The following is a 24,729-nucleotide window of genomic DNA, read 5'->3' on the forward strand; positions in this document are numbered from 1 at the left end:
CCTCCTCGGGCGTACTGCTGATGTGCGGGCGGGGGGAGGAGCGCGGGGCCGGTGAGCCCCGCGCCAGGGGGTCAGGAGCGGGCGACGACTGCCTCGTGCGGCGGCGGGCCGTCGTCGTGACGCGCGGCGGCACCGGACGTCCGCGCCTCGTCGCGCTCGTCCATCGCGATCTGCACGACGGTCGGTTCGTGCTCGCGGCGGATGAGCAGGCCGCGGCCCGGATCTGCGCGGCGCGCGCGCTGGTCGGCCAGGAGGACGCCCTCGCGGTGGTCGCCCGACAGCAGGAGGCCGCTCGTGCCGTCCTGCTTGAGCTTGCTCAGCAGGGTGTCGGAGAGCAGGGCGCGCCCGGCGCCGGCGACCCGGCGGGCGAGGACGACGTGGAACCCGATCTCCTCGGCCTGCGCGAGGAAGGGAGCGAGCGGAGCGAGCGGGCCCTGCCCCATGCCTCCGGAGGCGAGGTCGTAGTCGTCCGCCACGAGGTACAGCTCGGGCCCCTGCCACCAGCTGCGGGCGGCGAGTTCGGCGGCTGTGATGTCCGGCGGGGGCATCCTGGTGCGCAGTGTCTCGGCGAGGGCCTGGGCCTGACCGGCGACCAGCTCGGCGTTGCTTCCGCGTGCGCCGATGTACTCGGGCGGCACGATGTCGAGCAGGCTGTGCCGGTAGTCGACGACCATGAGCCGCGCCTCCTTCGCGGAGCAGCGGTCCGCGAGGCCGCGCATCCAGGCGCGCAGGAAGGCGGTCTTGCCGGAACCCGAGTCCCCGAAGACGACGAAGTGCGGCGCGCCGGAAGTCAGGTCGAGGCCGACCGGGGCGAGGTCCGACTCGCGCAGGCCGATGGGCACCTCGCGCCCGCCGAGACCCGGGCCGTGCCCCTCCCAGCGGTTGGCGGGGCCGGACGTGGCCGCGCCGGCGAGCTCGCGCACGGTGACGCGGCGGGGGAGGACCCGCAGGGCGGGAGCCGCCGGTCGCTTCCACGCGGCGGCGATCCTGGCGACAAGGGTCCGCTCGGCCTCGGCGAGTCCCTCGGTCGTGTCCACGCCATCGAGGCGGGGAAGTGCCACGTGGTGGGTGAGGCCCGGCGGCAGGATGCCGCGTCCGGGCAGGCCCTGTCCGATTCCTCGGGCGGCGGCGCGGTTGATCTCGGACTCGCTGGGATCGTTCAGTCGCAGTTCGAGGCGGCCGGGGATGCTGTCGCGCAGAGCGGGACGTATCTCCGCCCAGCGGTTGGCGGTGAGCCACAGGTGGACGCCGACACCGAGCCCGCGTGCGGCGATGTCGGTCAGCGCGGCGGCCGCGTCGTCCTCGGCGGTCTGCAGGGCCGGCCAGTTGTCGACGACCAGGACGACGTCGGCGCCGCGCACGCCTTCGGGCAGCTCCCCGGCCAGGCGTCGGGTGCGCAGTTCGGCGGCGGACTGGATGCGCAGCTCGCGGAACATCGCCTCCCGCGCGTTGATGAGGCGGCTGGTCTCGGCGAGGACGCGGCGTACGCGATCCTGGTCGCGACGGCCGGCGATGCCCGCGACGTGCGGGGCGTCGGCGAGCCCGTGGAGCGTGCCGCCTCCCATGTCGATGACGTAGAACTCCACTTCGTCGGGCGTGTGGGTGAGCATCGCGCTGAGCATCGCGGTGCGCAGGAAGGTGGACTTCCCGCTCTGCGGCGCCCCGACGAGGGCGATGTGTCCCTGACGTCCGGTGAGATCGATGCCGATGGGGCGCTGTTCCTGGCGGGACGGCAGGTCGATGACGCCGGCGGGGAATTTGAGGGTGCCCGGCAGCGGCCAGAGCGGTGCGACGAGGCCCCGCTCGGGGTCTTCCGCGGGTTCGCCGAGCAGAGGAAGGAGGCTGATCCGCGCGGGCAGCGGCGGCAGCCACACCTGGTGGCCGGGGGTGTCCCCGCCGAGCAGCCGCTCGACGGCGAGCGCCAGCTCGGTGGTGGTGTTCTTGCCGGTCCACGCCCAGTCCGGTTTCTCCTCCTGCGGTACAGGCGGGGGGAGTTCGCCGTGGACGGCGAACGGCACCGGGTCGAGCGCCGCAGCGGGCGCCTCCGGATCGTGGCCGTGATAGGGGGCGGAGACGTGGGCGACGCGGAAGCGCTCGTACACCGTCTCGTCGACCTTCAGGTAGGCGGAACCGGGGATGGCGGGGAGGCTGTAGGCATCCGCCGTGCCGAGGACGGCGCGGGACTCGGCGGCGCTGAAGGTGCGCAGACCGATCCGGTAGGAAAGGTGCGATTCGAGGCCCCGCAGGCGCCCTTCCTCCAAGCGCTGCGTGGCGAGCAGCAGATGGATGCCGAGGGAGCGGCCCACGCGGCCGATCTGCACGAAGAGGTCGATGAAGTCGGGTCGTTGGGAGAGGAGTTCACCGAACTCGTCGACGACGACGAGCAGGTGCGGCAGCGGTTCGAGCGGACGGCCCTCGGCGTCGGTGGCGCCGGCCTCGCGGCGCAGCTGGTACTCGCGCACCGAGTCGGCGTTGCCGGCTTCGCGCAGCATCCGCTGACGGCGCTGCTGTTCGCCTTGGAGCGCCTGGCGCATGCGGTCGACGAGGGCGAGGTCGTCGGCGAGGTTGGTGATGAGGCCGGAGACGTGCGGCAGTTCCGTGACGCCGGCGAAGGTCGCGCCCCCCTTGAAGTCGACGAGGACGAAGGCGAGGTGTTCGGGCGAGTGGGTGAGCGCCAACCCGGTGACGAGGGTGCGCAACAGCTCGCTCTTGCCGGAGCCGGTGGCGCCGACGACGAGGCCGTGCGGACCGATGCCGCCCTGGGCGGCTTCCTTGAGGTCGAGGACGAGGGGCTGGCCGCTGCCCGTAACGCCGAGGGGGACGCTGAGCAGGTCCCGGCCGTCGGGGGCCCGGCGGCGGTCGCGCGGGTCGAAGGAGGCGATGTCGGCGATACCGAGCATCCCGGAGAGCGAGACGTGCTCGGACAGGACCTGTTCGCGCTCGCCGGAGAGCAGCAGCGGGGCCAGGGCGCGGGCCGCGGCCTCCAGGACGCCGGGGGCCGCGGTGTCGACGGTGGCGTTCGCCACGCTCGCGTGCAGGGCGGAGTCTCGGCTCTCCAGGACGAGCTCGCCGCGCGCGTCGAGGCGCGCGCGCACGTCGACGCGGCCCGGCTCCGACCGCTCTTCGTCCACGAGGCACACGAGATGCAGGCCGATCTCGGGGCCGGCCTCGGTGAGCAGGTCGTTCAGGAGTGCCGAGCGGGCCCAGGCGGCTTCGGGGTCGTAGTCGTCGATGAAGACGACGAGGTGCCGCCGGGCGCCGGTGCCGCGCTGGGTGAGCAGGCGGTTGCCCCGCTCGGCGCGCGCGAGGAGCGCTTGGTCGAGGAGGGCGCGCAGGTGGTCGTGGAGGCCCGTGAGGTCGTCGGCGAGCATCGGTACGAGTTCCTGCTCGCGGGGCGCGCCTTCCTGTTCCGCGGGCTGGGCGTGCGGCAGCCACTTGGCCCAGTCCCAGGCGGAGTGCCCCCCGGTGACGACGGCGACCCGGACGTCGTCCGGCGCGTGCAGGGTGGAGAGCTGGAGCAGCAGCGCCTGGGCGAGTTCGCGGCCTTTGGCCCGCGGGCCGAGGACGCTGAGAACGCCGGATGCGCCGAGGTCGAGCCAGGCCGCCTGGTCCTCGATGGCGGAGTGCTGTTCGACGAGTTCGGCGGCGGCATGGCGGCAGGTGCTGTCGAACTCCACGGTCGGGTCGCTCTGCTCGTGCAGGCGCAGCGGGGCGAGGGGCGCCACGCTACCGGTGCCGACGCGCAGGCGCAGGAAGTCGTCGTCCCCGGGGCGGCGTTCCCATACCCTGCGGCGGCGGGTGGCCAGCGCCCAGAGCCGGTCGGGATGCGGATGGCGCCAGGCGTCCGCGGCACGCTGTTCCGCACGGGTGCGCAGGGCTTCCTTGCGCATTCCCGCGAGGTATTCCATGTACCGGTCGCGCTGGCGGAACTGGTTGCGGCGGCGGCTGCCACGCAGCTGCATCCGCACCCCGATGGTGATGCCCACCGAGACCACCACGAAGGCCATACCGAGCAGAATCATCCAGGCCCGCCCGTAGGCGACCATGTACGCCGCCATGCTGACGCTGGACAGCAGGGGGAGCAGGAGCATGAGCCAGCTCGCCGCGCCCTGGGGCTGGGGGCGCTGCGGTGGGGCGGCGAGCGTCGTGCCGCCCCGCGGGGCGGGAGGCGGCGTGATCCGCACTGGACGGTGGAAAGGTATTCGACTCACGGTGGCTGCCTAGTGGGCTGTCGTCGGACGGGGCGGGGCGCGGGGCGGGGGAGCTCAGTCGGGGAAGGTCATCGTGATGGCCGTCTTGTTGGTGTCGGTCTCCTCGGCGGGCGGCGTGTCCTTGGGGTCCTCGCCGGACCCGCCGCCGGTGAGCGCGTCGTGGAACTTGCTGAAGCCGTCCTTGATGCCGTTCTCGGCCAGGCTGTAGTTGTGCTCGGCGTCCGAGACGCCGCCGGCGAGCACGGGCAGCACGGCGGGGGTGTCGTCGTCCTTGAGGCCGAACAGTTCACGCATCACGCGGTTCCACTCGTCCACAACGGCCTGAGCGTCGGAGGCGGCCTTCCCCTCCCAGCGCAGCCGCAGCCCGAAGATGCGGTCGCCGATGGCCTTGGTGGTCTCCGAAACCTCCTTGCTCAGTTCGGTCAGCTTCTTCGCCGACGACGCCATCCCCTGCGGGGAGATCTTGAGGGAGGAGGAGTCGTAGTCGGCCTCGCCGTTGGCTGCCATGACGCACCTTTCCGGCGAAATGCGTTGCCGGGCGCGGGAGTTGCTCCCGTACTCGACATCACTTCCGCGCTGGCAAATACCTGTATAAGTGGTAGAGCTGGCAGAGTTGTTCAGAACAGATCCCCGGTCGCCACAGCCCCAGGATGGTGCCGGGCGGACAAGGGAGCGTGCATGAGCGGCGGAATAGAGTCCGCGTACGACAAGACCCCCCTGCCGGAGCCCGACGAATCGGACGACGGTTCGGAGAAGAGCGCCGACAACGGCAAGGACCTCAGCGGACTCGTCCCGGAGGACAAGGTCGCCTGGACGACCGCTCCCTCCTTCAACGACGAACCGCAGGACATCGGCGGCGGCGGCGACGAGGCGGACAAGAAGGACCCCGGCCCGCCCTCCGGCGACATCGACGTCGATCTCGCCTCCCTGCGCACCGCCGAGGCGTCCATGCTCGTGGAGGCGCGCGCGATGGTCGCCAAGTACGAGGAGGTACGCGCGCTCGTCGCCTCCGCCAAGGACACCGTCTTCGGGCAGACCGCCAAGGACAAAGCCGAGAGTGGTGAGGGCCACACGAGCCTGGCCAGTGGCTACAAGCCCCCGGCCGAGGACTCCGACAACCCCTTCGCCCCCGCGGCACGCGAGTTCGCCGCCGAGATGAACCCGGCGATGGAGCGCGCGCTGCTCCAGGTCGGCTCGTCCCTGGAGAAGTTCGGCGAGTACATCGCCTTGGTCAACCACTCGGGGCAGGTCTACGGACACGCCGACCGCGAGTCGCGCTTCCCGGCCCCGCCCGGCAACGCCTGAGGCCCGCCCTTCGGCCGCCCCGTACCGGACGGGTCGGCCGAGGGGCTTCTGAGGGCGTGCGCCGCGGCGACGCTCAGCCATCCGCGCCCCCGCCGCCCTCCCCGTGGAGGTTGCGCTCGTTCTTCTCCTCGGCAGCGTGGTAGTTGTCATAGCTCGTCTGCATCTTGGTGATGATGTCCGCGAGGACCTTCCTGAGGTCCTCCTGGCACCTGTGGAACCAGTTCGTGATCTCGTCGAAGGTGCCGAAGGCCGGGCTGTGCCAGTCGTCGCCGACGCTCTTCATGGCCGTGTCGATGTCGTCCATGAGCTCGTTGACGTGCTGGGACGATGTCCGGACGTATCCGAGCGTGTCCCGCAGTTCCGCCAGGTCGGCCTTGAACTCCTCGAAGGTGATCTCCTCAGCCATGCCTGGCACACCTTCCTCTCCCCCGGTCGCCCGGGGTCTGCGGTCGCTGCGCGGCGTACGGGACGCGCGCGGGGTGAAGGAGCGCGCCGGTCACAGCGTGCCCTCGGGCGGCAGATCGTCCGGCAGGAGCACCGTGAGGAGCCCTGGTTCGGCGGCGGCCAGCCCGGCCGGGCCGAGGTCGAGTTCCGCGACGCGCTGAGCGTGCCGCTCCGTCATGCGCTGGAACACCTGCCGAGCGCTGCGCCCGTTCCCGAAGCGCTCGCCGCGCGGCAGCGTCTCGAAGTAGTTGTGCAGCGCCTCCAGGGTCTGTGGCGCGCACGTGTACTCGTGACGCGTGGCCTGGTACTCGACGATGCGCACCAGTTCCGCGGAGGAGTAGTCCTCGAAGGAGAGGGTGCGGGTGAAGCGAGAGGCGAGGCCCGCGTTGGAGCCCAGCAGGCGGTCCATCTCGCTGGGGTAACCGGCGACGATGACGACGATCTCGTCGCGGTGGTCCTCCATGAGCTTCACGAGCGTCGAGACGGCCTCGGCACCGAAGTCCGTCACCTGCCCTTGCGGGACGAGGGAGTACGCCTCGTCGATGAAGAGCACGCCGCCCAGGGCGCGTTTGAAGACGGCGGTAGTGCGGGGCGCGGTGTGCCCCACGTACTCGCCGACCAGGTCCGAGCGGTCGGTCTCGACGAGATGCCCCCGGCTGAGCAGGCCCAGGGCGGCGAGAAAGCCGCCGTACAGGCGGGCCACGGTGGTCTTGCCCGTGCCGGCGTTGCCGGCGAAGACGAGGTGGCGGCTGAGCGGCGGCGGGGCGAGCCCGGCGTCCTGACGCACCTTGACCATCTGCATGAGCCGGGTCAGGGTCAGCACTTCGCGCTTGACGCCGTCGAGACCGACCAGGCGGTCGAGTTCGGCGTGCAGTTCCGCGAGCCGGGCGGCGTCGTCACCGGTCCCCTCTTCGGCCTCTCCGGCACCCGGCTCCTCCTCCGTCACGCCCGGTGTGCGGAGGGCGGGAGTGGCGGCGAGGACGGGGGGCCTGCCGTCCTCGCCGCCGAGTCCGGGCAAGAGCGCTTCGGCGACGTCTTCGACCTCGCAGTCCTCGGCGCGCACGGTGGCGCCCTCCGCGCGCAGCAGGTCACTCCCCGTGGCCGCGACCGTGCAGCGGCGCAGCACGATGTCGCTGCCTGCGGCGGCGTAGACCGCGGGGAAGCTGCTGCGGTTGAAGCGGCAGTCCTCGTAGGTGCCCGTGCCGCCCTCGTCGACGAACAAGGCGTTCTTCGCGGCGCCGTCGACGACGAGGCCGCGCACCTGGGGCCGGGCCCCGGCGCGTACGACGAGCCCGCTGCCCCCGGGCGCGGTCACGGTGCCGCCCTGGATGACGACGGTGCTCTCCTCCTCCGCGACCACTCCGGCCCCGCCGCTGCCGGAGACCGTCAGCTCCTCCAAGCGGGCCCCGGTGCGGGAACCGACCCGGACGCCGCCGTCGGTGGTGCCGGAGACCGTGCAGCGAGCGAGGAGCGGACGGTGGCTGGTGCGCAGCAGGACGCCGTCGCGGCCACCGGTAAAGCGGCACTCGCGCAGCGCCGCGTCACCGTCCTCGACGACGACGGCGGCCAGTTCGGCACCGCTCACCTCGCAGCCGGTGGCGAGGAGTTCGGCCCGTGCGGTGACGCGGAGCCCGTACTCGGGCGATCCGCTGACGACGCAGTCGCGCGCCTCCAGCCGGGCGGCACCGCCCAGGTGGACGGCGGTGTAGGCGGTGTCGCGCACGGTGCAGCCGGTGAGCGCGAGGCCGGACTCACCGACGGCGTAGAGCCCGTTGGCCCCGGTGCGGGCGAAGGTGGACTCATGGGCGGAGACGTGGGCGCCGTCGCGTACCACGAGGGCGCTGTCGGCGCAGTCCACCGCACGCAGGGAGTGGAGTTCGCCGCGCGCCTCGCCGGAGAGGAGGACGGCGGCGCCGTCGGTGTGGTGGACGTGGCAGTCGTCGAGCCGTACGGCGCTGCCGTCCTCGGCGAGCACTCCGGCGCCCCGGGTGCGAAAGATCTCGCAGCCGCGCAGGCGTACCCCGTGCCCGGCGGCGCCATCGACACGCGCCGGCTCGGGGTGCGCCTCGGCCTGCCGTCCGGCGGCGCCCCGGGCCCACAGCCCCTGGCCTCCCGTCTGGTGGAGACGGCACTCGTCGAGGCTCGCCGTGGCATGGCCGACGACGAGGACGGCGGATTCCCCGCTCGCGCGCACTTCGCAGCGGTTCAGTCGCAGGTGTGCCGCGCCGGTGACGAGAACGCCGTGGCCGGTGACGCCGTCGATCAGCGAGTCGACCACCTCGACGCGCGTCTCGTCCTCGACGCGCAAGCCCTCGCCGGTGCCACCGGCCAGGGTGACGTTCTCCAACGCGGCCCGGGCGGTGCCCGTCAGGCGCAGCGAGGCGGCGCCCGAGCGCCTGACAGAGCAGTCGACGAGCACCGCTCGGGCCGTACCGGCGACTTCGACGCGCCCGCCGCTGATCTCGCAGCCGCGCAATGCGGGTTCGCCGCCGCGCAGGAGAACGGCCGGCTCACGGGGAGCGTCGGACTCGATGGCGAAGCCGCGTATCTCCGCCCGCCCGGAGTGCACCGTGAGGGCGGGACCGCGGGCGGCGACGAGCCGCACGGTGCCCTTCGCCACGAGGCTGACGTCCCGGTCCAGGACCAGGCTCTCGGTGTACGTGCCGGCCTGGACGGTGACCACGGCGCCGGGCTTCGCCGCGCGTACCGCCGCACCGATCGTCCGGTGGCCGCCCCAGCTCCCCGGGGCGACGCGTTCGGCCGCAGCCCTCATCACGCCTCCGCCCGCCGGGCCCCGGTCCGCCGAGCCCGTGGCTCACGCACTGCCGACGCACGGGGGGCGGGCCTCACAGACTGCTCCCGAGGTTGGCGAGTGTGTCGAAGAGGCCGAAGACACCGGCCGCGAGAGGGACCGAGACGACCGCCAGGACTGTGGCGAGGCCACTTGGCCAGCTCGGTCGCTCCTGCTCGGCGGGGCGCAGAGCCGCGCCGAAAGCGAGGAACAGCCCGCAGGCGAGCACGACGATCCCCGCGACGAAGGCGCCGAGCGGCCCGGCCGACGGGGAGTCGAGCACGTACTCGGGAACGCGGACGGCGAGGGCGAGCAGACCGAGGACGGCCGCAGCGAGCTGTGGGCCCACAGCGCTGAGCACCCGCACGCTCCCGGCCTGCAGGAGCAGGCCCACGCCGACGCACGCGGCGAGCACGAGCGCGTACAGGTCATCGGTGAAGGCGAGGACGAGCAAGGAGGAGGCGAGCCCGGCGGAGGCCACGGCGCTGAGTGTGGTGAGGAGCCAGTTGCCGCGCCGTACGACGGCCGCCACGTCGTCCGGGTCGATGATCTCGGCTCCGGTGTCCGCTCTCATCGGGACGAGCACCGCGATCAGGCTGGTGAGCCGGGGCAGCAGCCCGGCGAGGAGGAACAGGACCGTGGCCACCACGGCGGCCGAGCCGACGGCACTCGCGTGCGACAGCGCCAGCGGGACGACGAACAGCGCCACGATCACGGCGAAGATCTGCAGGAGCACGGTGCTCGCCGTCGGCAGGGCGAGGAGCCCGGCCAGGGCCCCGACCACGGCCGCCACCGCGACCGCCACCGGCGTGGCGTGCGGTCCTTGCACCGGTCCACCGAGTCCCGCCATCGCCATGAGCGGGCAGGCCGCGAGGGCGAGGATGCGGCGCACCACGGGCGGTACGGGCCAGTTCTTGCGCGTGGCGTAGCGGGCCAGGAGGGCGCAGCCGAGGGAGGTGAGCGCGACGAGCACCCAGGAGGCGGCGACCGGCCGGTGCGCGCCGAGCCAGGACGCCGAGCCGAGGGTGACGAGGAGCCCGGCGAGCACGACGCTCTGGGCCCGCCGTCGCGCGTTCCACAACGCGCCGTCACTGCGGGCACTCGCCACCTGCTCGTCGAGGTCGGTGACCTGCAACTCATCGCGCTCCGCGGCACGTTGGTCCCGCAGATAGAGCACGGCACCATCGAGTACGCCCGCTGCCGCAAGGGAGGAGCCGGGAGCGAGGGGCATGCCCCCGGACTCGGCGAGCGACCAGACCGGAGCCAGGTCCTCGGGCTCCGTCTGGCCGCACAGGGTCGCGAGCCGAGGTGTGTACTCGGCGATGGGTGCCTGCGCGGGAAGCGCGAGGTCGACGCGTCTGCGCTCGCCGACGACAGTGACCCGGCAACGTTCATCGGGCACGAAAATGTTCCTTCGATATGGGCGTGCGGAACCAGTCGGGAGGCGGACGGGGCCGCCGTCCCCGCGAGTTGAGAGCTCAGTGCCGCCAGGTCGACATGTTCGACCACTCGGCGTCGCTGTAGTTGTTCCAGTTGACGTGCATCGCCTGGGCGATGCGGCCGAGCACTCCGTCGGGCCCGAAGAGCCCTTCGGCGGCCATGTCCCACTCGTTCTGCAGGTCTTGGTAGTACGACGCCGCCTGGCTCTCGCGCCAGGCGTCGGCCAGCGGGGCGAGCTGCGACTTCAGCGCCTGGAGCTCGCCGGAGATCTCCCCCGCCCGCGCGTTGAGCGTACCGCCCGCGGCGGCGAGGCCCTCGCCTACGTAGATCGGCGTACCGTCGACATTGGGCATGGTCTCTCCTTGGTTGTCCGGCCGTCGGCCCCGGGACACCGCCCGGGGCGGCGGATCAGTTGAAGTTGGTCCCCGCCGGCGCCTTCGGCACGTCCTGGCCGAGTGCGACGAGGTTGTTGATGTTCTGCTGCTCGGATTCCTTGTAGTTCACGTAGTTGCCCTGAAGGCCCTTGGAAATGCCCTCGAGGGCGTCGTGCAGCATTCGTGCGTAGATGTCGTACTCGGCCATGAGCGTCTGGAACTGGGTGTGGGCGATGCCCTGCCAGCTCGCCTCCAGGCTCTGCACGTACGTCTTCAGCTCGCCGAGCTGGGTCGCGATCTCGGTCGCGGTACTGGCCGTGTTGCTGGACGCGTTGGCCAGGTACTCCGGCGTGACGCGGTACGTGACGCCGCCGACGCTCACAGGGGGCTGCTCAGCCATGGATTTCCGCCCTTCTCGCCTGCTACCGCGAGTATTCAAACATTTCAGGGTTTACGACTGCCCTCCTGTGAGCCCGATTGAGCAGTACTTGAACATCTCGTGAGCACCCTGACCGCGGGCCCGGAGGAGGCGGGGCGGCCTGCGTGCCGGACCTCGCAGTCGAGGCCGGTCCACAGGCGGCGGCTGCCGTCGGAAGTACGAGTGAGCTGGAGTTGCACGCCACGGCGGACGCGGCTCAGGAGCAGCAGGGCGCAAGTGGCCCTGGTCACGGGCGCAGAGCATGTCCCACTGGGTGTCCCAGGCGTCCCCTGTGTGCCCAGGAACGCGTCCGCGGCCTCGCCTCCGGTGACCGCCGCGAGCCGTTCCAGCACTTCGAAGACGGCGCTGAAGGCCAGGCGGGCACAGACGGTGAGCGGCGCAAGCCAGCGGCCGCCGCGCGACGGGGGGGTACGGACCAGGGGTTCGCGTACCAGGACGGCTGGGACGAAGCCCTGAACGAGGTGGCCGAGACGGTCGTACAGGTTGCGCTCCCATCCGAGCCGGTCACGCACCCAGTCCCCTGCCGGCACCTCCGCGTAGGCGTAGTGACCGCCCACCACGAGGCTCGGCGCGTGCGCCGCCAGCAGCCCGCACAACAGGTCACTCAGCGTAAGACGGCAGCGCAGCAGGATCGCCTGGGGGCAGGCCTGCCATCACCCGCACCGTCTCCAGCACCCAGGTCGTCGGATCGGCAGCGCCGAGCCGCGACGCGACGAGCGCCATAGTCACCACGACGGCGAGGACGGCCCGCAGACGGCGCCGAGGCGGCGCGCTCGCCTTCGATGTCTTCCGCGCGGGGCTGCTGTCGTTGCGACCGCCCCTCCGTGCCGGCCACGTCCGCGGCTGCGAGCGGAGCGCGCTGCTGGGGCTTGTCTGACGGGCCCGCGCGCCGGACTCCTTGCGGGGCTCGGGCTCGTGTTCCCCCTCCTACCCCAAGTGCAGAGATACCGCGGCAAGGCCGCTCGCACGCCATGGTCTGCGCCCAGGCAACCTGGGCCTCTTACGTACTTGTGGTCGACGTCCCGTGTCGCGCCCGGTGGCGGTGGAGTGCCGCCTGATGCTTCTGGCCTGTTCACTGCACGAGTTCGCGGTTCTCGCTCTCGTCGGCCATGGCGTCACGCTGGCTGTCTCCCGTGTCACGCGACCGGTGCTGCGCGCACGGGGTGTGGCCGCTGTGGGCATTGCACCGCTGGCCGTCATGGGTGCGGGCCAGTCGGCGCGGGTGTCCCGGATCGAGGGACCGGGGCGGCCTCACCACCTCCTGATCGTGGCCGGCGTCGGCGTCGCGCGCGCTTTGGAGACCCTGAGGGCTCAGGGGCCGGTAGGGCTTCCGCCCCCGGCCGTACCGATCCTCGTGCTCCCGCGTCTCCTGCCGCCCGTCCTCTCGCTGGTGAAGCTCCCCTTCGTCGATCGGTACGTGGTCGACGGCAACGTGGGAGTCGCCGTGCTGCTCGGCGCGTGGACGATCACGCCCATCCGCGGCAGAAGAAGCACTCCCGCACAGCATGGATCGCCGCGGTCGCCGTACTGGCCGAACTCGTGCAGCCGAGTCTGTCCCTACGGACTCCAGGGAGTCGCCGCAATGACGCCACAGCGATCAGCGCCACCGTACGCGAGCAGGGCCGCCCCGGCGGCGGACTGCTCTACCTCGTTGTCCACGCCCGGGCCTTGACCGCGGCCCATCCCGAGGACACTCGGCTGCTGCAAGATCTCGCAGTGGCGCAGGCCCCGTTTCATCGCACGCCCTTGCAGGTGCGAGGCCGCAGGCCCGCGAGATCACGCCGCGCATACCGGCACCGTCACGCCCGTCATGCAGGAGGCGGCGGGGGAGGTGGAATTCGACCGCTTCGCCGCGGTCCGGGCACTCGGCGTGCCCCCGCCGGCCGATCCGGGGGCGCGAAAAGACGCACTCTGCGGCTCCATTCTCATGAGCACGCGACAGCCCGCGCCCATGGGGCCCGGGTGACCGTCCACGTCCGGAACCGCGACCCCGCCTCCGAGGGCCGGGCAGCCTCCGTACAGGAGCGGTGGTCGCAGAATTCCGCTGCCCGGCCCCCGGATGTCGCGTCGCGGGCGGAGTCCTGGCCGATCCTGTGGGCGAGAGCGTCAGCCGGATGGGGCGACCACCGGATGCACCCCCTTGTTCCACCGGCCCCTTGACACTACTCTCAAGTAATTTCCTTTGCTGGAAGGCGAGTTGAAGATGAGCGGCTATGAAATGATCATGGTCGGGACGGACGGGTCCGAATCGTCTTTCGCAGCCGTGGAGAGTGCGGCCCGGCTTGCCGCAACGTGCGGAGCGGGACTCGTCATCGTCTGCGCCTACGATCCGATGGAGGGGTCCGAGCTCGTGAGGGCGCAGGACAGACTGGGGACAGAGGCATACCAGGTGGTCGGCTCGGCACCCGCCGAGAGCGGCTTGCGTATCGCAGCGGACCGCGCTCGTGCACAGGGTGCCGAGCAGGTGAGGACCACGGCGGTGCAGGGGGAGCCGGTGGCAGTGCTGACGCGCGCAGCACGAAAGCACTCCGCCGACCTCCTGGTCGTCGGCAACCGAGGACTCCGCTCCCTGGCAGGACGCATTCTGGGATCGGTTCCCGCGGACATCGCCCGTAAGGCCCGCCTGGACGTGCTGATCGTGCACACGACGTGAGTGGCGCGGAGACCGGCGCCGATCAGGCCGACGCTCCCGGGGCGCACCCTTCGCTGGAGGAGGCACTCCTCGGCGGCGCACGCCGGTGGACGCGACGCGAGGTCGCCGAGCTGGCCGGCATACCGGGCGAGCGGACCGAACGGATCTGGAAGGCGCTGGGCTTTCCCACCGCCGACGACAAGGCGAGGGTCTTCACGGATGCCGATGTCGAGGCCCTGCGGGTCGGAGAGCGCCTGATCGCCGCGGGTCTGATGACCGAGCACAGCGAGACGGCGATGGCGCGCGCCCTGGGACATCATTTGTCGAGGCTGGCGGAATGGCAGGTCGACACCCTGCTGGCCTGGCTCGAGCCCGACGACCTCCCCGAGGGCGGTGAGGGGGCTCTGGCGACTCACGCTCTCGCGCTGCTGCCGGAGATGGAATTGTTGCAACGACACGTGTGGCGCCGCCATCTCGCCGCCCGCACCCAGCGCGCCCGCGCGGAGACACGATACGGCTCCTCCGCGGCAAGGGGGACGCGGCCCGCCCGCGCGGCTTCCTCCAGCGCGTCGAGGGCTGAGCACCTGCCGCCCGGGGACGCCGGCCTGCGCACGCTCGCCGTGGGCTTCACCGACATGGTCGGCTACACACGCCTGACCCGCGCACCGAGCTCGACCGACTTCATGCGGGTACTCGACTCCTTCGAGGAACTCACCTCAAGTGCGGTCGTCGACGGCGGCGGGCGAAGCGTGAAGACGATCGGTGACGAGATCCTCTACGTCTGCGAATCGCCCGCCGCCGCCGCGAGCATCGCACTCGAACTGGCGGCCGGATCCGGAACCGGGCAGTTGCCCACCGTGCGCACGGGCCTGGCATACGGGGAGGTGCTTCACCGGTTCGGTGACGTATACGGCGCGGTGGTCAACGTCGCCGCACGCCTGACCAGTCTCGCCCGCTCCGGCACGGTCCTGATCGACACCGCCCTGGCGAGCGAACTCCACGGCTGCGCGCACTACGAGCTCACCGCGCTCCGCCCCGTGTCCGTACGCGGGTACAGCCGCCTGCGGCCCACCCTCCTCAAACACGCCGGACGAACCCCACGCGGGTGAGCGGGACTCTCGTCCCCGTCTCGGCTGTGCATCGCTCGCAAGGAACGCCGAGGCAGGCGTGCCGCTGCCCCCGTTCCAGAGGTGGGCGGGTGGTCACCGCCGGAGACGGATCCGCGTCACCAACCCGGCGACCACGCAGTAGGCCCCTACACCGTGCGTGTCTGGGACGCTCCGTCGGCGAGCTCCTCAGCCTCGACATGGCCACACCCGCCAAAGGCCGCTTCATCGGAGCAGCCCACGCCGCGGATGGGCCCGTCACCCAACGCCGTAGGACGGCCGTTGAGGAGCCAGCCATCCTCGTCGAGCGACTTCCCGCACACCGAACTTCCACGCCGCAGCAGGACGACACGACTTCTTTGCCCACCAGGCAGGCCCGGGCAGCCGCGGCAGCGGCAGTCGGCGCCGTCCTCAGCCTCATCGACAACTGGCTCAGCGACGGCCTGGTTGCCACCGAAGACGAAGTAGGGACCTGGACCGGCGTCACCGCACTTGCCGTCTACACGGGAACGGCAGACCCGACCGACCGCCCCAGGAGCGCGTAAGAAGCAAGGACGTGGACGACGATCGGCGGGCCGTCGTGCTGCACCCAGCCTTCAGCATCGATCATGTCACCTGGCACCATGATCGGCATGAGCGAGACAACGGAAGCCGAAGACAACGAAGTTGCTGTCCTGACCACGCCCCAGGAGTGGCGTGGCTTTCTGGAGCAGTACAGCTTGCTGTATGCGAAAGTCCGCGCCGACGAGGAAGAGCTGGGCGATCTCCTGGACGAGGACCAGATCGAGGCACTGGAAGAAGGCGGGCGCGTCGATCTGTGGCTCGGCGGGGCCGCCGCCCGGGAGGAAGCTCTCGACGTTGCCGAAGATCGGCTCGGCGTGACCTTCCCGCCCAGCCTGCGCGGGTTCTTCCTGGCGAGTGACGGGTGGACGCGCCTTGAGGACAACGTGGACGCCGTCCACCCTTGCGGCCGCCTGGGGTGGATGCGCGACAGCGAGGCCGGCAGTCGCGTAATCGAGACCTACGCCTCCATCACCGGCAACGAGGACGACGTCGAACTGTTCCGCCGGTCTCTCCAGATCGCCCGGGGCGAGGACTTCTGGCTGCTGGATCCGACCGAGGCCGGGCCAGACGGCGAATGGGCCGCCTACGAATTCGCACCCAAGTACGGCGACACCACCAAGCACCCCAGCTTCTACGCTCTCTTCCGCACCGGATACGAGAGCATGCAAGAAGACGCGGACGACGAGGACCTGGACTGAGCGCGACCGCCCAGCACCCTGCTCAAAAGAGCTCTTTGTCCCAGCAAGGCTGTTTGATATCTCGGGTGGCAGGGCGACTTCAGGCCGTCGTGCGTGCGTGACGATCACGCACAGTTTTTTGGCGTCCCTGTCCATGCGGCCGCCCTTGATCTCGATCGCTCTGGATCGAGGCTCCCGGCTGCTGGAGCACGTCCTGGCCACCGGCCGCTTCGGCGTCAACGTGCTCTCGGACCAGCAAGACGCACTCGCCACCAGACGAGGGCGGGAAGACGAGCTACGTCTACGGCGCCCCCGACCAGTACGGCATGCCCGTCATCGAGCAGGTCACGCCGAAGGAGGGGACGGCGTACATCGACCACGATCCCACCACCGGTCAGCCCCTCTCGCTCCGGACGACGAACGGGTACGAGGCGTACTACATCGTCGACGGCATCGGGAACCCGGTCCAGATCATCAACCAGTCCACGGTCCAGTCCACGATCTACGACTACAACCCCTACGGCACCGTTCAGACGACGAAGGAAACCGGCACCGCCGGCACCCAGAACCCCTACCGCTTCGTCGGCGGCACCTACGACAAGACAACGGGCTACGTGAAGTTCGACCAGCGCTGGTACGACCCCACGACTGGTCGGTCTACTGCGCAGGATCGGTACCGTTTCGTTGTTTGCTGCCCGTCTTCCGCCGGTCGACCGGCGACGGACCGGTGTCGGCGTCCCCGGGCCCGAGGATCTGGACTACCTGGCGGGCGAGCGCACCCGCCGCCCTACAGCGGCAGAGCGGCGGGAGGAGGCGGAGGGGCTGACCCGGCCGCTCGGCGACCCGGACGAGGCCGCACACCGCCACGCGCACCGCAAGGCCGCCGCGCCGGTCGCGGGCGGCACTCTACACGTGCCCGTACAGCCCGGCCCCCAGGACCGCGAACACCTCCCCGACACCACCACTCCCGTATCGCGACCCGGGTTCGAGACGGGCGCGGCCGAGGTGCGCGATCCCGGGATCCCGCCACCGCAGGCCAGGGGGTGAGCGCCCTCACCTGCCCAATCCTCTGGTCACGCTGCCGCACCGCACGAAAAGCTGCATGTCACACCTATCCCCGGGCCGTACGGAACGAGACGCACATATGAAGAACCGGCAGCAGCGGCGGCACTCGCGCGCTCTTCCGCAGCGCCCGCTCGGCGGTGAAAGGACTGCGCCTGCCTGAGGGAGCCGGCCTCGAGGAGGCGGCCGTGCGCGTCGCCCTGCACATCGGCCGGCCCCTGTCTCTTCTGCCCGCCGAGGAACTGCCCCTCCATGGCGCCCTGACCCGCGCCATCGACGGCACCCTCGCCGCCCGCGTCCCCGTCCGCGGCGCGTTTCGGGAGCAGCCGGACACCTACCTCGTGCACCTGGCCTGCCGGGGCCTGGCCCGCGCCCTCCTCGGCGTTCCCGGGGAATCCCCGTGCGGGCATCGACTACCGCACCGAGGTCGAGCGGCCCGCCACCACCGACGCACACGGTCTCTGACCCCCATACGGGCCTGCGCCGTCAGCGGGACGCGCTGGGCAGGGCGCGCCCGCACACGGTCGCGTCATCATCCGTGGCCCACGAACAGAAACCGACACCGGCCAGCTCACGAGCGGTGAGGGGGATCAGCCCCTCCCAGCGCGCCCCGTGCTCGCGGGCGATGGCCGGCGCTACCGGCACCGGTGGGTGGCGAGCGGGCACTGGAGGAAGCACCGATCCGAGCGGTACAGCGAAGAGACCCGCGCGAGCAAGCGATGGGTCCCGTCGCACGTGAAGGGCCCGGACGGTGCGCCGCTGCTGCCCACGGAGAAGGTCAACGTCTGGCGACGGTAAGCCCCCCGGCACGACGAAAGCAGCCCGCCCGCCTGCCGGAGCAGGGAGCGGGGAGCGGTCCCTCCAACCCGACCGCGACGACACCCTGAGCGACCCACCCTCACCGCCGCCTGACTCGGCTGCACCCGCGCCGCCCCGCCGCTTCGCCCACGCGGAGGCTTCTGGCTCGCATGGAGCCGGCCCCCGTGTCGTCGCTGTCTCCGCACCCTCCTGTTGAGCCCCTCTTTGCGGGAACGTGTCGAAGCTCGCGGAGACGTAGTCGGGGTTGTTCGCCGGGCGCCGGGGTGCCGCGGCGGCGGGCAGTGGGGTGATCGGAGCAGAGAGCGAAACGGCGGGAGCGCCGGTCCGTACGCTGGCCGCTCTGGCCGCGGTTCTTGAGCCGCGCGCGGGCGCAGTACGTCTCGTAAAAATCCCCGAGGAGGTCCCGCGCCGAGGACCCGCGCGATCGCGTGGACGTGCGCGCGAGTGCTGAGCGAGAGGGACCGGCGGGGGTGAGCACCGCCTGGGGACAACGCGCCCCGGCGGCGGTGTGCCGATCAACTCGATCAAAGCTCCCGGTTCTGCCGTTGTGCGATGACCCGCCTGGGCGTCAACTTTCGCCTGCCCCACGGCAGATCTTCACTCCCTCTCCGCCTACTCCCGGGAGAAGTGTGGAATTTTTTTCCCATCTGTCTGCTCGCTCTGATCTGTTTGACTCGAAGGCTCCGGGTCAAGGGGGGATTTCCTATGAGGTTTCCGGCAATTGCCGTCTCTGCCGCATTCGTGGTGACCGCGCTCGCGGGAGCGGTTGCCTGCTCGTCGACGGATGAGTCAGGCAGCGCAGGCCGGTCCGTCCGGCCGGGAACCTCGGCGAAACCGGCTGCCGACCATCAGGGCGAAGCGGCCACCGGAAGCACGATTGATCCCTCCGCGTGCGCTACGTCCGCTTCGGCGATCCCGCCGGAGTGCGCCTCGGACACTCCGTACGCCGACACCACCGTGGGAGTCCCGGCGCCGGAGTGATCCCGCCGACAGCGGTCCCGAGCCTGAGACGTGAAGGCGGGCAGTGCCACATGTGGCACTGCCCGCCTTCACGTCTCACTGCGCGCGAGCGGCGCTTCCCGCAGGCCAGCGGCTCTCGCTTCCGGCCCACGCAACGCCACAAGTCGTTGTGATCATTCCTTGTTGGCGCACCAGCCGCTCGGGTACCCTCACGCTTTGTTCATTGGATCATCACAATAACCTCCGGTGTGAGGTCTGAGTGGGGGACGGTTACAGATGCGCATCAAGTGGCGTAGCAAGCTTGCTGTGTTGGCGGGGGCTTCGGCCTTGGTTCTCTCGTCCGCGGCGGCGTGGCCGGCGCAGGCTGACGATGCCGCTCCGCCGGGATGGGTCGAGGTGGACGTGCCGCCTGGTATGAAGATCACCGAAGGTGTGGCACCGGCACCTGGCACCCCCCTGCCTGATATGAGTGACGTAGCGAAGGCCTCCTCCCCGGGCAGCACGTGCCTGGGGAAGACCGCCGCCTACGGCTCCAACGGTTGCTTCCAGCACAACGGCGACATCATCTGGGCGGGCGACACCGAAAAGGACGGCATGTCCGCAGCTGTCGGCGTCTACACGGACTACGGCCGACCCGCCGAAGCATGCCTTGACACCCTCGGGGTCAACACCTGGGCCACCTGCAACAAGGACTACAGCGAAAAGGGCAACGTACGTCTGCAGGTATGGCGTTACGACGGCGACACCGGCAAGTTCTACCAGCCCGAGGCGTGGTCCAGCTGGATTCCCGTCGACGGACAGTACTGATCCAGGCATACCGAGTCCCGGGCGCTGCCGCGCCCTGACTCAACCCTGCCCGTCGGGCCCCGACCGCCTCGGACACCCGACAACAGCCAAGAAGCGCCCCCCGCCGAGCGGATACGAATCCACCCGCTCGGCGAGGGGCGCCTTGCTCTTGGCAGCGGCGCCCCCGAGAATCCGCGCGATGCGTGACCGGGCGGGACGGCGCGGATCATCGTGCCCGTTTTCCTCCAGACCGACGAGGACGGGGAGAGGATGGTCGCGAGCGAGGCGTACCGACCGCTCGTCGCCGTGCTCCAAGGCCTGCCCTCGCACGTCGAGCACCTGGTCGAGGAAACTCAGGCCGCAGGCCCGCGTCCTCGGCGAACGAGCCCGCCGCTTCCCCGGCCATCGCGCAAGGGATAGTGGATACGGCTCCTGCGGCGGGACCCGCGGCTACGGTGGCACCCCTATGCAGGCACCCTCAACAGCCTTTCCTACGGCCAACCCAAAACCGATGCCGACAGCCTTGCCGTAATCACCGTCGAGAGTCGCGTTCCACATTTTCCCCACTGTTGCCAAGTCATTCGCTACGTTTACAGATTTCCACGCGTAGCCACCGACCTTGGACAAGGAGGCGAGAAACGACTTCCCTGTCGGGTCAATATTATTGATGGGGTCGTCGCCAGCGTACGCATAGTGGTTTCCTCGGTCAGGATTGGCGAGGAAACTGAGCTTGTCCTGGGTGGTGAAGCGGCCGGTGGTGGGGTCGTACCAGCGTTGGCCGAATTTCACGTAGCAAGTGGTCTTCTCGTAGGTGCCGCCAACGAAGCGGTAGGGGTTACGAAATGGGGTGGGTGTCCTCGACCTTCTCGTGGCATTCCACTCGAAAAGCCTGGCCAGCAGCGGCAAAGACCCACACCTCAACGTTGATGTGACCTACTCACGTGAGTAGGCTGCAACGTCGGGTCGGGTCAACAGCGTGGGCGTCCGCGCGACAGCGCTGAGGCGTGCGGCACCTCAGCTCGTTCATCTCACCTCCGAATTTTCGTAGGTCCCCCTGCTATGGCTGGCGGTCAGCCCATCCACCCGAGCGCGGTGTCGGGTCGGCAGTGGTCGCACACCTCGACGCCCTCAGCGAGCGCCCCCAACGTCTGGTCGCGGGTGATCCCGCGCGAGCGCTTCCCGATCGACGGCGACGACGATGCGCGCCATGTCGAGGCCCCGTGACGACGGCCGGGCGGGAGGGGCTGCGTGAGCTGGCGAAAATCGTGCCTATGCGAAGGCCCCCCGCAGGAACCGAGGCCTTCGCATATACGCAGGTCAAATGCCGGTCACGAAGGTGAGTTCAAGGTGGGACTCTTGGAATGCGTCCGAACCGCCGGACGGCGGCGCACCTGGCTGCGCTGCTTCCCGGGATACGGGTGGAGACCGACCCGAGCCCCGAGCGCAACGCCTTCGTCATCGGCGGCGAGCGGTACGCGCTCGACCACGGCCAGTCCGAGTACGTCCTGCTCGCGCGGCTCACGACGGGGCGCGAGGAGCTGACGCGGCCGGTGTTCCTGCTGTGCGGGCAGCGCTCGGTGAACAACCAGGCAGCCGCGCGCTACCTCGTGACCCACCGGGAGCGCCTGCGCCGCCGCTACCGCCGCGACTCCTTCGTCCTGCTGCTGCGGGTCGTGAACTCGGCGGCGTACGGCCCGGACGTCGTCGAACTCGTCGGCGACGTCACCCGCTTGGCGATGACCCGCGCCGAGCCCACGCCGGAGACGGGACGGGCAGCGGACACCGCCGAGGCGTGACCGGGCCACCGCCGTGACGGAGGGCGGTGCGCGTGCGCTGCCACAACGGCAGGGCGCGGCGAATGGCCGTACGGGACTGTCGTAGGGGACGGCCCCGCAGGCGGAGGGAGCGGGATGCCCGGCACGGCGGAGTGTGGCAGCGCCGGGCGGGCGTCTTCCTCGTGGCCCCGCTCAGGACGAGCGGCGTCGCGGGAAGCCTTCCGCCGAGCGGGACCCGGCGTCGCGGGGCGTGCGGACCCCCGTCGGCCGCATGGCGCGGGCATGGACGCGGTGGCCGTACCGCGCTTGCGCGTCCGCGCCGACGAGCGACGTGGCCGTACCGCGCTCGCGCGTCCCCGTGGCCACCAGCCGGGGCGTCCCGGCGGGAAAGCCCCGGGCGCGGGACCGCGCGCCTGACCGGGAGCCCCCCGCACGCTTGCCCCGGCTCCGCGCCCCCCCGCTTGCACCCCCCATACGGCGGTGTTTGTGTGGTGGGGGCGAAGACGCCCGTCGTCGGACACGTCCGGACACGGCACGTGCCCCGGCATTCGTGCGTGCCGTTCACAGGGAGCGCTCATGTCACTGTCGTCCTTCGGGTCCCTCGGCGGTCAGGACCCCTTCTCCGACCTGCTCAACCGCTTCTTCGGGATGTCCCCCGGGTCCTCGCCGCCCGCCGTGCAGCGGGTGCCGATCGGGCGGCTGCTGAGCGACTCGGCGCGTGAACTGCTCGCGCGGGCGTCGCGGCGGGCCGAGCAGGACGGGAGCGCCGACCTGGACACGGAGCATCTGCTGTGGGCGGCGACCCAGGTGGAGCCGACCCGTTCGCTCCTGGCGCGGGCCGGGGCCGATCCCGAGGCGCTCGCGGAGCGGCTCGCGCGGGTGCTGCCGGGCGAGAGCGCGGTCCCCTCCGCCGAGCCGGGGCTCACCCCGGCGGCGAAGCGGGTGCTGATCGGCGCGCACGCGCGCTCGCAGGCCGCCGGGGTCTCGTACATCGGCCCCGAGCACATCCTCGCGAGCCTGGTCGACGGCTCGTCCCCGGCCGTCGAACGGGTCCTCGGGGACAGTGGCGCCGACGCGGAGCGGATGCGCGAGGAGGCCGGGCGCGGCGGCGAGGACGGCACGGGTGCGGGGCGGCAGGGCGGCGCGGGCCGTGAGGACAGTGCCACGCCGACGCTCGACGAGTACGGCCGCGACCTCACGGAGGAGGCGAAGGCGGGCCGCCTCGATCCGGTGGTGGGGCGCGCGGAGGAGATCGAGCAGACCGTCGAGGTCCTGTCGCGGCGCTCGAAGAACAACCCCGTGCTGATCGGGGAGCCGGGCGTGGGCAAGACCGCGATCGTGGAGGGCATCGCGCAGCGCGTCGTGAGCGGCGATGTGCCGAAAACGCTCAAGGACCGGCGCGTCGTCGCGCTCGACCTGCCGGGGCTCGTCGCGGGCTCGAAGTACCGGGGCGAGTTCGAGGAGCGCCTGAAGAAGGTCATCGACGAGGTGCGCGCGGCGCGGGACTCGACGATCCTCTTCATCGACGAGCTGCACACCGTCGTCGGCGCCGGTGCGGGCGGCGAGGGCGCGATGGACGCGGGCAACATCCTCAAGCCGGCGCTCGCGCGCGGCGAGCTGCACGTCGTGGGCGCGACGACGATCGACGAGTACCGCAAGAACATCGAGAAGGACGCGGCGCTCGAACGCCGCTTCCAGCCCGTCATGGTCTCCGAGCCGAGCGTCGAGGAGACGGTGCAGATCCTCCAGGGCCTGCGCGACACGTACGAGGCGCACCACCAGGTGCGATTCACCGACGAGGCGCTCGCCGGGGCCGCCGAGTTGTCGGACCGCTACGTCACGGACCGCTTCCTGCCGGACAAGGCGATCGACCTCATCGACACCGCGGGGGCGCGCGTCCGGCTGCGCTCGCTCGGCGGCTCGACGGAGGCGACGGAGCTGGAGGACCGGCTCGCGAAGCTGGGCCGCGAGAAGGACCAGGCGGTCGCGGCCGAGGACTTCGAGCGGGCGGACGGCCTCAAGCGGGAGATCGCCGCGGCGCGGGGGGAGCTGGACGGGATCGCCGAGCGGCGCGAGGGCGTGCGCGAGGTGACGGTCGACGACATCGCGGAGGTCCTCTCGCGCCGTACCGGTATCCCCGTCGCGCAGCTCACCGAGGACGAGAAGCAGAAGCTCATGAAGCTGGAGGAGGCGCTGCACTCGCGCGTCGTGGGGCAGGAGGAGGCGGTGACGGCCGTCGCGCAGGCGGTGCGCCGCAACCGGGCCGGGATGGGCGACCCGGACCGGCCCGTGGGCTCCTTCCTCTTCCTCGGCCCGACCGGGGTCGGCAAGACGGAGCTGGCGAAAGCGCTCGCGGAGCTGCTCTTCGGCGACGAGAACCGCATGGTGCGCTTCGACATGAGCGAGTTCCAGGAGAAGCACACCGTCTCGCGGCTCGTCGGTGCCCCGCCCGGCTACGTCGGGCACGAGGAGGCGGGGCAGCTCACCGAGAAGGTGCGCCGCAGCCCGTACAGCGTGCTGCTGTTCGACGAGGTCGAGAAGGCGCACCCGGACGTCTTCAACACGCTGCTCCAGGTGCTCGACGACGGACGGCTCACCGACGCGCAGGGCCGCACGGTGGACTTCCGGCACACCGTCGTCATCATGACGTCGAACATCGGGGCGCAGCGCATCCTCGACCACCACGGCGACGTCAGCGGCATCAAGGACGAGCTGATGGAGGACCTGCGGGGGCGCTTCCTGCCGGAGTTCCTCAACCGCGTGGACGAGATCATCGTCTTCCACGGCCTGGGCGACACGGAGCTGACCTCGATCCTCGACCTGCTCCTGGCCCACAGCGAGCGGCGGGTGCGCGCCCAGGGGCTCGGCCTGGAGATCACCCCGGCGGCGAAGAAGCTGCTCGTCGCGCACGGCACGCAACCGGAGTTCGGCGCGCGGCCCCTGCGCCGCACGCTCCAGGCGGAGCTGGACAACCGCATCGCCGATCTGCTCCTCGGTGGCGAGGCGGACCCGGGGGACACGGTGGTCGTGGATGTGGGGGACGAGTCGCTCCAGACGTCGGTGCGCAAGGGTGAGGGCGGGGCGGCTCCGGGTGAGGCGGAGGGGGCTGCCTGAGCGGGTCGCGCCGCGCGGCGCCCTCGGTCCGTACGGGCCGGGGGCGCCTGCCGTGTCGTGGGGGCGGCGGCACCCGCGTCGCGCGGCAGCGGCAGCGGCACCCGCGTCCCGCGCGGGCAGGGGCACCCGCGTCGCGCGGGCAGGAGCACCCGCACCGTAGCCCCCTCACGCAATCGTTACTCGCGCGTAACATACCGACCGGTTACCTCCAGTAAGACCCTCCGGTTACC

The 24,729-nt window shown here is 71.2% G+C and carries 17 protein-coding genes and 3 pseudogenes; 10 read left to right on the top strand and 10 right to left on the bottom strand.

Going from position 1 to position 24,729, the window contains the following annotated elements:
* Window positions 1-71: 71 nt before the first annotated feature.
* Together eccCa and STTU_RS04825 are read right to left on the bottom strand one after the other, a co-directional pair.
* A complete protein-coding gene (eccCa, locus tag STTU_RS04820; RefSeq protein ID WP_078518925.1) occupies window positions 72-4,211 on the bottom strand; it encodes a type VII secretion protein EccCa in 4,140 nt (1,379 codons plus the stop codon).
* Window positions 4,212-4,265: 54 nt separating this feature from the next.
* Window positions 4,266-4,718 (bottom strand): WXG100 family type VII secretion target, encoded by a 453-nt coding sequence (locus STTU_RS04825; protein ID WP_007820356.1) that lies wholly within the window; start codon window positions 4,716-4,718, stop codon window positions 4,266-4,268.
* 171 nt (window positions 4,719-4,889) lie between these two features.
* Between STTU_RS04825 and STTU_RS32185 the strand changes: the two genes are divergently transcribed.
* Complete coding sequence (locus tag STTU_RS32185; RefSeq protein ID WP_007820357.1) at window positions 4,890-5,516, top strand: hypothetical protein; 627 nt, start codon at window positions 4,890-4,892, stop codon at window positions 5,514-5,516.
* A 73-nt stretch (window positions 5,517-5,589) separates the two neighbouring features.
* Here the strand turns inward: STTU_RS32185 and STTU_RS04835 are convergent, their stop codons facing one another.
* The 6 genes and pseudogenes from STTU_RS04835 to STTU_RS32740 form a co-directional block, all read right to left on the bottom strand.
* A complete protein-coding gene (locus tag STTU_RS04835; protein WP_043254172.1) occupies window positions 5,590-5,922 on the bottom strand; it encodes a WXG100 family type VII secretion target in 333 nt (110 codons plus the stop codon).
* Window positions 5,923-6,012: 90 nt separating this feature from the next.
* Entirely contained in the window at window positions 6,013-8,733 is a 2,721-nt protein-coding gene (locus STTU_RS04840) for a right-handed parallel beta-helix repeat-containing protein (RefSeq protein WP_043254173.1), read from the bottom strand.
* Between the two features lie 73 nt (window positions 8,734-8,806).
* The gene (eccD, locus tag STTU_RS04845) at window positions 8,807-10,153 is read right to left on the bottom strand and encodes a type VII secretion integral membrane protein EccD (protein ID WP_043254175.1); all 1,347 of its coding nucleotides are present in this window, start codon (window positions 10,151-10,153) and stop codon (window positions 8,807-8,809) included.
* A gap of 76 nt (window positions 10,154-10,229) precedes the next feature.
* Window positions 10,230-10,544 (bottom strand): WXG100 family type VII secretion target, encoded by a 315-nt coding sequence (locus tag STTU_RS04850; RefSeq protein ID WP_007820375.1) that lies wholly within the window; start codon window positions 10,542-10,544, stop codon window positions 10,230-10,232.
* A 55-nt stretch (window positions 10,545-10,599) separates the two neighbouring features.
* Window positions 10,600-10,965 carry a WXG100 family type VII secretion target gene (locus STTU_RS04855; RefSeq protein ID WP_043254177.1) on the bottom strand — a complete coding sequence of 122 codons (366 nt, stop codon included), beginning with the start codon at window positions 10,963-10,965 and terminating at the stop codon, window positions 10,600-10,602.
* Window positions 10,966-11,162: 197 nt separating this feature from the next.
* Window positions 11,163-11,727, bottom strand: a pseudogene (locus STTU_RS32740) (DUF2238 domain-containing protein); the annotation flags it as partial.
* 1,480 nt (window positions 11,728-13,207) lie between these two features.
* Between STTU_RS32740 and STTU_RS04865 the strand changes: the two are divergent.
* The 7 genes and pseudogenes from STTU_RS04865 to STTU_RS04895 all read left to right on the top strand — a co-directional run bounded on the left by STTU_RS04865 (window position 13,208) and on the right by STTU_RS04895 (window position 19,631).
* Window positions 13,208-13,657 carry a universal stress protein gene (locus STTU_RS04865; protein WP_043257095.1) on the top strand — a complete coding sequence of 150 codons (450 nt, stop codon included), beginning with the start codon at window positions 13,208-13,210 and terminating at the stop codon, window positions 13,655-13,657.
* Window positions 13,654-14,745, top strand: a complete 1,092-nt coding sequence (locus STTU_RS04870) for an adenylate/guanylate cyclase domain-containing protein (protein WP_007820385.1) — start codon at window positions 13,654-13,656, stop codon at window positions 14,743-14,745. Before STTU_RS04865 ends, STTU_RS04870 begins: the two co-directional genes overlap by 4 nt.
* 620 nt (window positions 14,746-15,365) lie before the next feature.
* Window positions 15,366-16,004, top strand: a complete 639-nt coding sequence (locus tag STTU_RS04880) for a hypothetical protein (protein ID WP_007820388.1) — start codon at window positions 15,366-15,368, stop codon at window positions 16,002-16,004.
* A 133-nt stretch (window positions 16,005-16,137) separates the two neighbouring features.
* Window positions 16,138-16,209, top strand: a pseudogene (locus tag STTU_RS34845) (hypothetical protein); the annotation flags it as partial.
* 100 nt (window positions 16,210-16,309) lie between these two features.
* Window positions 16,310-16,648 (top strand): annotated as a pseudogene (locus tag STTU_RS35230) (RHS repeat-associated core domain-containing protein); the annotation flags it as partial.
* 19 nt (window positions 16,649-16,667) lie between these two features.
* Window positions 16,668-17,030 (top strand): hypothetical protein, encoded by a 363-nt coding sequence (locus STTU_RS04885; protein ID WP_078518926.1) that lies wholly within the window; start codon window positions 16,668-16,670, stop codon window positions 17,028-17,030.
* A gap of 2,070 nt (window positions 17,031-19,100) precedes the next feature.
* Window positions 19,101-19,631 (top strand): hypothetical protein, encoded by a 531-nt coding sequence (locus STTU_RS04895; RefSeq protein WP_043254184.1) that lies wholly within the window; start codon window positions 19,101-19,103, stop codon window positions 19,629-19,631.
* Between the two features lie 429 nt (window positions 19,632-20,060).
* On the opposite strand, the gene STTU_RS35235 is transcribed toward STTU_RS04895, so the two are convergent.
* The gene (locus STTU_RS35235; protein ID WP_234019152.1) at window positions 20,061-20,516 is read right to left on the bottom strand and encodes an RHS repeat-associated core domain-containing protein; all 456 of its coding nucleotides are present in this window, start codon (window positions 20,514-20,516) and stop codon (window positions 20,061-20,063) included.
* A gap of 164 nt (window positions 20,517-20,680) precedes the next feature.
* The gene (locus STTU_RS36015) at window positions 20,681-20,926 is read right to left on the bottom strand and encodes a DUF6233 domain-containing protein (RefSeq protein ID WP_324607903.1); all 246 of its coding nucleotides are present in this window, start codon (window positions 20,924-20,926) and stop codon (window positions 20,681-20,683) included.
* A 45-nt stretch (window positions 20,927-20,971) separates the two neighbouring features.
* Between STTU_RS36015 and STTU_RS04905 the strand changes: the two genes are divergently transcribed.
* The gene (locus STTU_RS04905) at window positions 20,972-21,406 is read left to right on the top strand and encodes a hypothetical protein (RefSeq protein WP_007820400.1); all 435 of its coding nucleotides are present in this window, start codon (window positions 20,972-20,974) and stop codon (window positions 21,404-21,406) included.
* A gap of 555 nt (window positions 21,407-21,961) precedes the next feature.
* Entirely contained in the window at window positions 21,962-24,499 is a 2,538-nt protein-coding gene (locus STTU_RS04910) for an ATP-dependent Clp protease ATP-binding subunit (RefSeq protein ID WP_043254187.1), read from the top strand.
* The last annotated feature ends 230 nt before the right edge of the window (window positions 24,500-24,729 follow it).

It is taken from the genome of Streptomyces sp. Tu6071, assembly GCF_000213055.1.
GTDB classification, from domain to species: Bacteria; Actinomycetota; Actinomycetes; order Streptomycetales; family Streptomycetaceae; genus Streptomyces; species Streptomyces evansiae.